The sequence below is a fragment of the Roseomonas sp. TS2 genome (assembly GCF_058833935.1).
The window spans coordinates 1-11,344 of the sequence record NZ_JCACVY010000146.1; the positions used below are offsets into that span (position 1 = coordinate 1).

10 protein-coding genes are annotated in these 11,344 nt (G+C 73.4%); 8 read left to right on the forward strand and 2 right to left on the reverse strand.

Features of this window, described 5'->3' with window-relative positions:
- From ACZJYS_RS18465 to ACZJYS_RS18480, 4 genes are all read left to right on the forward strand, one after another.
- Nucleotides 1-914, forward strand: a 914-nt coding sequence (locus ACZJYS_RS18465; protein WP_493179868.1) for a metal ABC transporter solute-binding protein, Zn/Mn family, incomplete at its 5' end; no start/stop codon positions are given.
- Nucleotides 911-1,705, forward strand: a complete 795-nt coding sequence (locus ACZJYS_RS18470) for a metal ABC transporter ATP-binding protein (RefSeq protein ID WP_109515544.1) — start codon at nt 911-913, stop codon at nt 1,703-1,705. The genes ACZJYS_RS18465 and ACZJYS_RS18470, both read left to right, overlap by 4 nt.
- A complete protein-coding gene (locus ACZJYS_RS18475; protein ID WP_245906089.1) occupies nt 1,702-2,637 on the forward strand; it encodes a metal ABC transporter permease in 936 nt (311 codons plus the stop codon). The genes ACZJYS_RS18470 and ACZJYS_RS18475 overlap by 4 nt, the downstream gene beginning before the upstream one ends.
- Nucleotides 2,634-3,554 carry a metal ABC transporter permease gene (locus ACZJYS_RS18480; RefSeq protein ID WP_109515545.1) on the forward strand — a complete coding sequence of 307 codons (921 nt, stop codon included), beginning with the start codon at nt 2,634-2,636 and terminating at the stop codon, nt 3,552-3,554. Before ACZJYS_RS18475 ends, ACZJYS_RS18480 begins: the two co-directional genes overlap by 4 nt.
- Before the next feature lie 130 nt (nt 3,555-3,684).
- Here ACZJYS_RS18480 and ACZJYS_RS18485 read toward each other — a convergent pair whose 3' ends face one another.
- Entirely contained in the window at nt 3,685-6,120 is a 2,436-nt protein-coding gene (locus ACZJYS_RS18485; RefSeq protein ID WP_493179869.1) for a helicase-related protein, read from the reverse strand.
- Between the two features lie 241 nt (nt 6,121-6,361).
- Here ACZJYS_RS18485 and ACZJYS_RS18490 point away from each other — a divergent pair, with 241 nt between their 5' ends.
- Nucleotides 6,362-7,087, forward strand: coding sequence for a cytochrome c oxidase assembly protein (locus ACZJYS_RS18490; protein ID WP_493179870.1), 726 nt, complete (start codon nt 6,362-6,364; stop codon nt 7,085-7,087).
- The gene (locus ACZJYS_RS18495; protein ID WP_109515548.1) at nt 7,087-7,605 is read left to right on the forward strand and encodes a CopD family protein; all 519 of its coding nucleotides are present in this window, start codon (nt 7,087-7,089) and stop codon (nt 7,603-7,605) included. Before ACZJYS_RS18490 ends, ACZJYS_RS18495 begins: the two co-directional genes overlap by 1 nt.
- On the opposite strand, the gene ACZJYS_RS18500 is transcribed toward ACZJYS_RS18495, so the two are convergent.
- The gene (locus tag ACZJYS_RS18500) at nt 7,572-8,054 is read right to left on the reverse strand and encodes a DUF2231 domain-containing protein (RefSeq protein ID WP_109515549.1); all 483 of its coding nucleotides are present in this window, start codon (nt 8,052-8,054) and stop codon (nt 7,572-7,574) included. The genes ACZJYS_RS18495 and ACZJYS_RS18500 overlap by 34 nt on opposite strands.
- Before the next feature lie 30 nt (nt 8,055-8,084).
- Between ACZJYS_RS18500 and coxB the strand changes: the two genes are divergently transcribed.
- Nucleotides 8,085-9,161 (forward strand): cytochrome c oxidase subunit II, encoded by a 1,077-nt coding sequence (coxB, locus tag ACZJYS_RS18505; RefSeq protein WP_493179871.1) that lies wholly within the window; start codon nt 8,085-8,087, stop codon nt 9,159-9,161.
- The coding region (gene ctaD / locus ACZJYS_RS18510; protein WP_493179872.1) for a cytochrome c oxidase subunit I at nt 9,158-11,344 on the forward strand (2,187 nt) is incomplete at its 3' end. The genes coxB and ctaD, both read left to right, overlap by 4 nt.

Genomic DNA, 11,344 nt, shown 5'->3' on the forward strand with positions numbered 1-11,344 from the left:
TGCCCGGCGCGGCGCTCGCCCAGCCGGCGGTGCCCCCGGTGCTCGCCACCACCGCCATGATCGGCGACCTGGCGCGCCGCATCGGCGGCGGACGAATTGCGCTGGACGTGCTGATGGGCGAGGGGGTGGACCCGCATCTCTACAAGCCGACGCGCGGCGACATCGCCCGGCTGCTGAAGGCCGAGCTGGTGCTCACCAACGGGCTGCTGCTGGAAGGGCAGATGACCGGCGCCTTCGAGCGCGTGGCGCGCGCCGGCAAGCCGGTGGTGGCGGTGGCCGAGTCGCTGCCGCCGGAGTTCCTGCTCTCCCCCGAGGGCGCGGCCGGGCACCACGACCCGCATGTGTGGATGGACCCGCAGGCCTGGTCGCGCGCGGCGGCGCTCATCGCGCAGCACCTCACCACGCTGGAGCCGGCGGACGCTGCGGCGTTCGCGCGCAACCTCGCCGACCTCCAGGCCGAGCTGGCGGCGCTCGATGCCTGGGCGGAGCAGGCCATCGCCTCCATCCCGGCGCGGCAGCGGGTGCTGGTCACGGCACATGACGCCTTCAACTACTTCTCGCGCCGCTACGGGCTGGAGGTAATGGGCATCCAGGGCCTCTCCACCGAATCCGAGGCCGGTCTGCGCCGCATGGAGGAGCTGGTGGCGCTGCTGGTGGAGCGCGGCATCCCCGCCGTCTTCGTCGAGAGCTCCGTCTCGGACCGCAACGTGCGGGCGCTGGTGGAGGGCGCGGCCGCGCGCGGCCACCGCGTCGTCATCGGCGGCTCGCTGTTCTCGGACGCGATGGGCGCGCCCGGCACCTATGAAGGCACCTATCCCGGCATGATCGACCACAACGTGACGACCATGGTGCGGGCGCTGGGCGGCGAGGCGCCGCCGCGCGGCTTCGCCGGCCGGCTGGCGGAGGCCCGGTGAGCATCGCCCCGCCCGCCCTCGAGGTGCGCAACCTCTCCGTGGCCTACCGGGAGGCGCCGGTGCTGCGCGGCGTCAACTGGCGCGCGCCTGCCAGCGGCCTCACCGCCATCGTCGGGCCGAACGGCGCCGGCAAGTCCACGCTGCTGAAGGCGGCGCTGGGGCTGGTGCCGCGCCTCGCCGGCGAGGTGCGCTTCTTCGGCCAGGAGCTGCGGCAGGCGCGCCGGCGCATCGGCTACCTGCCGCAGCGCGCCAGCGTGGACTGGGACTTCCCCGCCACCGCCCTGCAGGTGGCGGCCATGGGCCGCTACCCGCGCGTCGGCTGGTTCCTGCCGCTGCCGCGCGCCGAGCGGGAGCGCGCCCGCGCCGCCCTGGCCGAGGTGGGCATGGCCGATTTCGCCGGGCGGCAGATCGGCCAGCTCTCGGGCGGGCAGCAGCAGCGCGTCTTCCTCGCCCGCGCCCTGGCGCTGGAGGCCGATCTCTACCTGATGGACGAGCCCTTCGCCGGGGTGGACGCCGCCACCGAGCGCGCCATCATCGACGTGCTGCACCGGCTGGGGCGGGAGGGGCGCGCGGTGATCGCGGTGCATCACGACCTCGCCACGGCGCCGCAATACTTCCAGCATGTCTGCCTGCTGAATGGCGGAGTGGTCGCCGCCGGGCCGATGGAGACGACCTTCACGGCCGAGAACCTCTCGCGCACCTATGGCGGGCGGCTCAGCCTGCTGGACGAGGCGGCGCTGCGCCCGGCCGCCGCCCCGCCGGCCGGCCGGCCGCTGCGGGCCGTGCCATGATGGAGGCGCTGTTCCAGGCGCTGACGCTCAGCGGCGGCTACAATGCGCGGGTGGTGGCGCTGGGTTGCGCCGCCTTCGGGCTGGCGGCCGGGGCGCTGGGCTGCTTCGTGCTGCTGCGCGGCCGCGCGCTGATCGCCGACGCCGCCGCGCACGCCACCCTGCCGGGCCTCTGCCTCGCCTTCATCCTCGCCGCCGGCATGGGCTGGAACCCGCGCAGCCTGCCGCTGCTGATGGGCGGCGCGGCGGCCACGGCGGCGCTCGGCGTGCTGGCCGCCGGCGCGCTGGCCCGCGGCGGCCGGCTGCGGGACGACGCGGCGATGGCGCTGGTCATCTCCATTGGCTTCGGCATCGGCGTGGCGCTGCTCTCGGTGGTGCAGTCGCTGCCGGTGGGCGGGCAGGCGGGGCTGTCCAGCTTCATCCTCGGCCAGGCGGCGGGGATGAGCGCGGCCGATGCCTGGCTGATCTTCTGGCTGGCCCTGGCGGCGCTGGCGGCGGTGGCGGTGCTGTTCCGCCCCCTCGCCGTGCTCTGCTTCGACGCCGATTTCGCCGCCGCGGCCGGGCTGCCGGTGCGCTGGCTCGACCTCGCCCTGCTCGGGCTGATGCTGGCCGTCACCGTGGCCGGGCTGCGCGCGGTGGGGCTGATCCTTGTGGTGGCGCTGATGGTGGTGCCCGCCGCCACCGCCCGGCTGAGCACCGAGCGCCTCTCGGTGATGGTGCCGCTGGCCGGGCTGCTCGGCGCCTTCGCGGCCTGGATGGGGGCGGGGCTTTCCGCCGCCGCGCCATCGCTGCCCACCGGCGCCACCATCGCCCTGGTGGCCTGCGCGCTGTTCCTGCTGGCGCTGCTCTTCGCGCCGGCGCGCGGGGTGGTGGCCTTCGCGCTGCGCCAGCGCCGGCTGCGCCAGGAAGCGGCGATGGAGGCACGATCGGCATGACGCTGTTCCTGCAACTCGATTTCGCGGCGCTCTCGGCGGCGGTGCTGGCCTGCCTGGCCTGTGGCCTGCTCGGCAATCTGCTGCTGCTGACGCGACAGAGCCTGCTGGGCGATGCCATCAGCCATTCCGTGCTGCCGGGGCTGGTGATGGGCTTCATCGTCACCGGCACGCGCGCCACCCTGCCGATGGTGCTGGGCGCCATGGCCGCCGCCGTGCTGGCCGCGCTGCTGATCTCCCTGATCCGCCGTCTGGCGCGGCTGGAGGCGGGGGCCGCCATGGGCGTGGTGTTCTCCGGCATGTTCGCGCTGGGGCTGGTGCTGATCGAGGTGAGCGGCGCCCGCTCCGTCGATCTCGACGTGGACTGCGTGCTCTACGGCCAGCTGGAGGCGCTGATCTGGCCAGCCGCCACCGGCCTTTCCTCGCTGTGGGACCCGGTGGCGCTGGCCGACATGCCGCAGGAGACGCGCACCCTGGCCGGCGTGCTGGCGCTGACGCTGGCCGGCCTCGCCCTGCTGTGGAAGGAGCTGCGGCTGGCGGCCTTCGACCCGGACTTCGCCGCCAGCATCGGCTTCGCGCCGCGCGGCCTGTCGCTGGTGGTGCTGGTGCTGGTCTCGGTGGCCTGCGTGGCGGCCTTCTGGGCGGTGGGGTCGATCCTGGTGATCGCCGCCCTGGTGGCGCCCGCCGCCATCGCCCGCCTGCTGACCGACGATTACCGCCGCCAGTTCCTGCTCTCGGCCGCGGCGGCGGTGCTGATGGGGGCGGGTGGCTATGGCGCCGCCATCCTGGTGCCCTGGCTGCTGGGCCTGGGCCACGGGCTGAACGCCGCCGGCATGATGGCCGTGGTCGCCGGCCTGCTGCTCGCGCTGGCCTGGGCCTTCGGGCCTTATGGGCGGGTGCGGCGCGTCAGTGTGGCTTGAGGAAGAACCTTCTTTTTCTGAAGAAAAAGAAGCAAAAAGACTTTGTCAGTTTGGCGCCGCGCCCAACGTCAGCGCGGCGCCAAACTGATAGAAGTTTTTTGGTCCTTTTTTTCAAAAAAGGACGTCTTCCTTACGCTGCCTTCCTCCGGCTGCTGACGCGCGCCTTCTCCGGCGCGTTCTCCACCCGCCCGCGCCGCTGCTGCTTCAGCACGTCCTCGATCCAGGCATCCAGCCGCGCCGTCTCGGCCTCGGCCTCGGCGCGGTCGGGGTAGGCGCCCTCGAAGCGCAGCGAGAGCCAGCGCCAGGCGACGAGGCGCTTGTGCACCTTCTCCGCCCGCTGGAGTTCCTCGCCCGAGGCGCGCTCCGGCGACGGCAGCCGGCCGGCGAGCGGCGGCATCACCGGCCGCCCCGCGCCGTGGTCCACCGCCCAGCGCGCCAGGCGGGTGATGCCGTTGTCCCGCTCGTCCACCGGGCACATGGCGTAGGTCCAGCGGTCCAGCAGCGAGAGGTTCGCCACGCCGTCGATGGCCGAGGCGATGGCCATCTGCTGGGTCAGCTCGGCCAGGCGGTAGTTCGGGTCGTCCTTGCGCAGCACGGCGCGCTGGATGCGGGCGAGCACGCCGAACAGGCTGTCCGTGCCGATCTCCTTGGCCACGGCGGCGATGATGTCGGCATCCGGCTGCACCTGCGGGCGCAGCTCGGGGGGCGGCGCGTGCGGCGCATCCAGCAGGGCGCGCATCGCCTCCGGGTTGCCGGCGCCGGCCAGCACGGCGACGACGCCGCCCTCATGGTGGCCGTAGCGCCCGGCGCGCCCGCCGATCTGCTTGATCTCCTGGCTGTTCAGGTCGCGGCGCTCCTCGCCGTCGAACTTCTTCAGCGTGGAGAAGATGACGCGGCGGATCGGCAGGTTCAGCCCCATGCCGATGGCGTCGGTCGCCACCAGGATATCGGCCTCGCCGGAGCGGAAGCGGGCGGCCTCGGCGCGGCGCACCTCGGGGGAGAGCGCGCCATAGACCACCGCCACCTTGCGGCCGCGCTTCACCAGCTCCTCGCGCAGCCCCATCACGTCGCGGCGGGAGAAGGCCACCAGCGCGTCGCCCTCCTTCAGCCCGCCGAGCGGCACGGGGGTGGTGGAGGCGTGCAGCGGGCCCTTGCGCTGCAGCGAGATCTCCTCGACCTCGTCGCCGCACAATTCGGCGATGCGCTTGACCATCGGCACGCATTCCGGCGCGCCGAGCACGAAGACCTCGCGCGCCGGCACGCCCATCAGCGCCGCCGTCCAGGCCGCGCCGCGGTCGCGGTCGTGCAGCAGCTGCGCCTCGTCGATGATGGCGACATCCACCGGCGTGTGGAACGGGCACATCTCCACCGTGGCGGCCAGATGCTTGCTGCCAGGGGCCAGGATGCGCTCCTCGCCGGTGGAGAGCGCCGCCTCGACGCCGCGCGCCGCCAGCGCCTCGCGGAACTCGTGCGCCAGCAGGCGCAGCGGCGCCAGGGCCAGCCCGCTCTCGGCCCGGGCCAGGCGGTCGAGCGCCGTGTGGCTCTTGCCGCTGTTGGTCGGGCCGGTGACGATGACGATGCGGCGGATCATCGCCCGCGCCGTGGCGAAGTGGGCGGCGTAGCGGTCGAGCGCCGCGGCGCGGGCCACGGCGGCGTTGGCCACCTTGCCGCCACGCCCAGCGAGGGCCGCGGCACGCGCCAGCCCCTGCTCGGTGCCGCCGCGCTGCGGCGCGCGGCCGGAGCGGTCGCCCTGGCGGCTGTCATTCTGGGCGCGCTCGGCCTCGCGCCAGCCGGCCACCTCGGCGCGCAGCGGCTTCAGCTCGGCGGGGTCGAACTCCCAGCGCTCGCGGCCGCCGGATTTCGGCAGGCGCAGCTTGCGCGCCACCGGCAGCAGCCCGGCGGCCACCCAGCGCAGCGCCTCGCGCTCCGTGCAGCCGAGCAGGCCGGGCAGCGCCTCGATGCCGACGAGGCTGCGCTCCCACTCGCGCAGGCGCTTCACCTCCTCGCGGCGCTTCTCGCGCGCATTGGCCTCGGCGGCGCGCAGCTCCTGGCGGCGGCGCTCCTCGACATGCGCGGCGGCGCGGGAGAAGCGGGCGCTCTCGCTCTCGTCCAGCCCGTGCGCCTCGGCCACGGCGCGGGCCAGGGCGGCGTGCCGCTCGGGCGAGAGGGCGGTGCCGGTGACATCCACCAGCTCGGCCTCCACCGCCTCCAGCGCGGCGCCGGGGCGCGGCGCGGCGTTGCGCAGCCGGGTACGGATGGCCGCGTCCAGCGCCGCGCGCAGCCGGTCCTCGGAGGGCTCCGGCTCGTCGATCGTGGCGGCGGCGGCCTCGGCCTCGGCGCGGCGGGCCCAGACCTCGCCGGCGCGGTTGGCCATGGCCACCATCGCCGAGGCCCAGCCCTTGCGGCGCACCTGGCACAGCGCCTCACGCACCGCTTCGGCATCGGCCGGCAGGCGGCGGGCGACAAGGCGGATGAGCTGCGGCATCTCGCGCTGCTCCACCCTCAGGCCCGCCGCCAGGATGGCCGCTTCCGCCGGGTTGGCGGGGGGCAGGGTGTCGTCATGCATGCGCGGTGAAATCCTCTCGAAGCGGCCCCGAACAGGGCAAGGTGCCTGACATATCGGAAACGGAACCCTCAATGCCAATGCCTGTCCTGCGTGCAAGCTCCTGGCCAGGGGCATGGCACATATCAGGCCAGGGCGGGGCAGGTTACGAATTTTCAACAGCAATTCCGCGTGCAAGGGCCGCGCAACCCTGCCGGGCAGGGGGTGTTCACCGCTTCGGGACCGGCAGAAAGGGGCGAGGACGGTGTGGAACGCGATTCCCTATTGCGGCGCGGGGCCTGTGCCGGACGCGCTGTGGAGCCGCTGGAACCTTGACCCCATCCTGCTGAGCGCCCTGGCGCTGCTGCTGGGCTGGGCCGTGCTGCGCCCGCCGGGGCGCCCCCGGCACGCGGCGCTGGCGGGCTGGGCGGTGCTGGTGCTGGCCTTCGTCTCGCCGCTCTGCGCGCTCAGTTCGGCGCTGTTCTCGGCGCGGGTGGTGCACCACGTGCTGCTGGTGGCCGTGGCGGCGCCGCTGCTGGCCCTGGCCCTGCCTTCTCCGCGCCGCAACCTCTCCCTCGGCCTGGCGGTGCCGGCGCATATCCTGGCGCTGTGGCTGTGGCACGCGCCGCCGCTCTACGCCGCCGCCCTCTCCTCGCATGCGCTCTACTGGGCCATGCAGGCCAGCCTGCTCGGCACCGGGCTGTGGTTCTGGGCCGCCGCCCTGGCGCGGCGCGAGACACCCCTGCCCTATCTGGCCGCGCTGCTGACGATGATGGCACAGATGGGCCTGCTCGGCGCGCTCATCACCTTCGCTCCCGGCGCGCTCTACCTGCCCCACCTGGAGACGACGCAGCCTTGGGGCCTCTCGCCGCTGCAGGACCAGCAGCTCGGTGGCCTGATCATGTGGGTGCCGGCCAGCCTGGTCTATCTCGGCGCCGCCCTGCTGCGCGCGGCGGAAGGGCTGCGCGAGCCGCGCCGGGGCGCAGCCTGATGCCGGCGCCCGAGGCCGCCTGGCTGAAGGCCGCCCATATCGCCTTCCTCTGCGTCTGGTGCGCCGGGCTGGTCTTCCTGCCCGGCCTCTTCGCCGGGCGCGCCCGCCAGCCCGACCAGCCGACGCTGATGCTGCTGTGGCGCTTCACCTGGGTGGGCTACCGCGTGGTGCTCTCGCCAGCCGCCGTGCTGGCCATCGCCACCGGCACCGGGCTGATCTTCGCCTACCAGGTCTTCGTGCCGTGGCTGTTCCTGAAGCTCCTCGTCGTCGGCGCCATGGTGGCGCTGCACATGTACTACGGCCTGGTGCTGGCGGAGCTGGCCGAGCCGGAGCATTGCTATCCGCGCTGGCGCTCGGCGGCGCTGGCCGTCGCCGCCAACCTCCTCATCCTCGGCGTGCTGCTGCTGGTGCTGGGCAAGCCCGAGATCGGCCCCGATGTCTTCCCGGACTGGCTGCTGCAACCCGGGAAGGGACAGGAGCTGTTTCAGTCGTCGCTCGAGAGCATGAGGCCGATCTGATGCTCGAACACCAGCTTGCCGCCATGCCAGCCCGCCAGCCCGACGAAGAAGGCCGCCAGCAGCGAGAGGAACAGCCCCCAGGGCAGCGGCGTGATGTCGGCCCCCGCCAGGCGCAGGCCCCAATTGGCGCCGGCGATGGAGAGCAGCATCACGGCGGCGACGAAATGCGTCCAGCCCGCGCTGTGGCGGCGGATGCCGCGCACCAGCAGCAGCTCCGCCGTGCCGGAGAGCCCGGCCAGCAGGCCGAGCCAGAAGGCGAAGCCGCTGGCCCACAGCCCGGCCCGCACCCAGAAGGGGTCGGCGGTCCACCAGTAGAACACGTCGCAGCCGAGGGTGGCCATGATCAGCGCGATGGGGAAGGCCACCAGCATGGCGTGGATCGGGTGGCCGGCGACGGCCACCTTCGAGCTGACGCCCTCGCTGGTGAGTTCGGGAATCGGGTCGGCCATGCGGTGCGCGCTCCTCTGGCGGGGTATGGCGTGAGCCGTGGTCGGGTCGCTGCTGTAAGCGATGGCGGGCGGCGGGAGTTCCAGCGCGCGGCGCCGGAATGGTTTCGTCGGGCGGCGCCCTCTCTGCTTGGGCGCGCCGCGCCGGCTCTCTCTCGGCGCGCCGCGCCGGGTGCGGCCCTCCTCCTGGCCGGCTGCTCCGGCCCGCTTTCCACGCTGGACCCGGCGGGGCCGGGAGCGGCCTCGGTGGCGGCGCTGTGGTGGGTGATGTTCTTCGTGGCCACCGCCATCCTGCTCGGCGTCTGCGCCGTGGCGCTCTACACGCTGCGGCGGGAGCGGCGCGGGCGCGGGCTGCATGTCGGCCGCTTCGTCGCCGGCTGGGGCGTGGCCTTCCCTGTCACGGCGCTGGCGGTGCTGCTGGTCATAGCGCTGCGCACCGGCGAGGGCATGCTGCCGAAGCCGGGGCCGGAGGGCGCGCTGCGCGTCGCGGCGCGCGGCCAGCAATGGTGGTGGTCCTTCACCCAGTGGGACGCGGCGGGCAACCCGGTGCACAGCGCGGGCGAGCTGCACATCCCGGCCGGGCGCGCGGTGGATGTGCACATCACGGCGGCCGACGTCATCCACAGCTTCTGGGTGCCGCGCCTGACCGGCAAGCTGGACGCCATCCCCGGCCATGAGAACGTGCTGCGCCTGCGCGCCGACACGCCCGGAATCTACGAGGGGCAATGCGCCGAGTTCTGCGGATTGCAGCATGCCCAGATGGATTTCCGCGTCATCGCCCACCCGCCCGAGGCCTACGCGGCCGCGCTGGCGGCGCTGGCCACGGCGCGGCCGGACCCGGCGCATCCCGGCGCCGCCGACTTCGCCGCCAACTGCGCCAGCTGCCACGGCACCGACGCCCGGGCGGAGAGCGCCGCGCCCAACCTCGCCGGCCTCGCGCAACGCGGGCGCATCGGCGGCGGAACGCTGCGGAACGAGGGCCAGGAGAGCGTGCTGCTCTGGCTGCGCCGGCACGAGACGCTGAAGCCCGGCAGCCGGGAGCCCTCCCACGCCGCGCTCGACGACGCGACGCTTGCCCGCATCGCCGGCTACCTGGAGACCGCCCGATGAGCATGACGCCGCCGACGCCGATCCGCCGGCACCGCCTGCTGGAGGCGATCTGGGGCACGCAGCCCGGCCTCGGGCGGCTGGCGGCGGTGAACCACAGCATCGTCGGCAAGCGGTTCATGATGACCGCCTTCGTCTTCTTCGCCATCGGCGGCATCCTGGCGATGCTGATCCGCGCGCAGCTGGCGCGGCCGGGGCATGTCTTCATGCCGCCCGAGCAGTACAACCAGGTCTTCACCATGCATGGCACGGTGATGATGTTCCTCTTCGCCATCCCGATGTTCGAGGGGCTGGCGCTCTATCTGCTGCCGAAGATGCTGGGCGCGCGCGACCTCGCCTTCCCGCGCCTCTCCTCCTTCGGGTACTGGTGCTACCTGCTGGGCGGCGGCTTCATCATCGGCGCCATGCTGGCGGGCGTCGCGCCGGACGGCGGCTGGTTCATGTACACGCCGCTCTCCTCCTCCACCTATTCGCCGGGCATCAACGCCGATGTCTGGCTGCTCGGCATCACCTTCGTCGAGATCTCGGCGATCAGCGCGGCGGTGGAGTTCACCGCCACCATCCTGAAGCTGCGCGGCGCCGGCATGGCGCTGCGGCGGATGCCGATCATCGCCTGGTACTTCCTCGTCACCGCCGTGATGATGCTGGTGGGCTTCCCGCCGCTGATCCTGGGCAGCATCCTGCTCGAGATCGAGCGCGCCTTCGGCCTGCCCTTCTTCGACCCGGCGCGCGGCGGCGACCCGCTGCTGTGGCAGCACCTGTTCTGGCTGTTCGGCCACCCGGAGGTCTACATCATCTTCCTGCCGGCGGCGGGGGTCATCTCCACCGTGCTGCCCGTGTTCGCGCGGCACCGGCTGGTGGGCTACAACGCCATCGTGCTGGCGCTCATCGCCATGGGCTTCCTCAGCTTCGGGCTGTGGGTGCACCACATGTTCGCCGTCGGCATCCCGCACATGGCGGTGGGCTTCTTCTCGGCCGCCAGCATGGCGGTGGCGATCCCGACGGCGGTGCAGATCTTCGCCTGGCTCGCCACGCTGCTGAAGGGCCGCCCGCGGCTCGACCTGCCGATGCTCTATTTGCTCGGCTTCTTCTTCATCTTCGTCAATGGCGGCCTCACCGGCGTCATGGTGGCCGTGGTGCCGTTCGACTGGCAGGTGCATGACAGCTACTTCGTCGTGGCGCACCTGCACTACGTGCTGGTGGGCGGCTTCGTCTTCCCGCTGATGGCCGGCGCCTACTACTGGATGCCGCTGGTCACGGGGCGGATGCCGATCTACCACCTCGGCCGCGCCGCCTTCTGGCTGATCTTCGTGGGCTTCAACCTCACCTTCCTGCTGATGCACCTGACCGGCCTGCTCGGCATGCCGCGCCGCGTCTATACCTACCCCGCCGGCATCGGCTGGGACTGGCTGAACCTGCTCTCCTCGGTGGGCGGCTTCCTGACGGCGATCGGCTTCGCGCTGTTCGCGGTGGACATGCTGATGCAGCGCCGCTTCGGCCAGCACGCGCCGCGCAATCCCTGGGGGGCGGAGAGCCTGGAATGGTCCCTCCCCCTGCCGCCGCCGAGCTACAACGCCGCCAGCCTCGGCCCCGTGGAGAGCCGCGACCCGCTGGCGGACCGCCCCGATCTGGGCCGCGAGCAGGCCGCCGGGCAGCACTACCTCGCCACGCCGCGGCATGGCTGGATGGAGACGCTGGGCGTCGAGGCCGTCAGCGGCCGCCCGGACCAGCTCATCCTGCTGCCGCAGCCCAGCCTCGTGCCGCTCTGGACCAGCCTCGCCACCGCGCTGTGCTTCCTCGCCGTGCTGCTGAAGCAGTACTGGCTGGTGGGGGTGGGCGTGCCGCTGGTGCTGGGCTGCGCCCTGGCCTGGCTGTGGTCGATGGGCCTGCGCGAGGACCCGGCGCCGGTGCCGATCGGCCATGGCGAGAGCGCCCTGCCGCATCCCGGCGTGGCCTCGCAGCCCGGCTGGTGGGGCATGGCGCTGCTGCTGCTGGCCGATGCGGCGCTCTACGCCTCGCTGCTGTTCGGCGCGCTGTTCCTGTGGGTGGTGGCGCCGGGCTGGCCGCCGCCGGCGCTGCTCGGCTTCTCGCCCTCGCTGATCCTGCTGGCGCTGGCGGGGCTGCTGGGGGCGCCGCTGGCGGGCGCGCTGGGGCTGGCGGCGCTGCGGCGCGGGCGCGTGGGCGCC

Coding starts and splice junctions, on each gene's coding strand:
- ACZJYS_RS18495 (WP_109515548.1), top strand. CDS start 7,087: ATGCCGGCGCCCGAGGCCGCCTGGCTGAAGGCCGCCCATATCGCCTTC.
- ACZJYS_RS18475 (WP_245906089.1), top strand. CDS start 1,702: ATGATGGAGGCGCTGTTCCAGGCGCTGACGCTCAGCGGCGGCTACAAT.
- ACZJYS_RS18485 (WP_493179869.1), bottom strand. CDS start 6,120: ATGCATGACGACACCCTGCCCCCCGCCAACCCGGCGGAAGCGGCCATC.
- ACZJYS_RS18480 (WP_109515545.1), top strand. CDS start 2,634: ATGACGCTGTTCCTGCAACTCGATTTCGCGGCGCTCTCGGCGGCGGTG.
- ACZJYS_RS18500 (WP_109515549.1), bottom strand. CDS start 8,054: ATGGCCGACCCGATTCCCGAACTCACCAGCGAGGGCGTCAGCTCGAAG.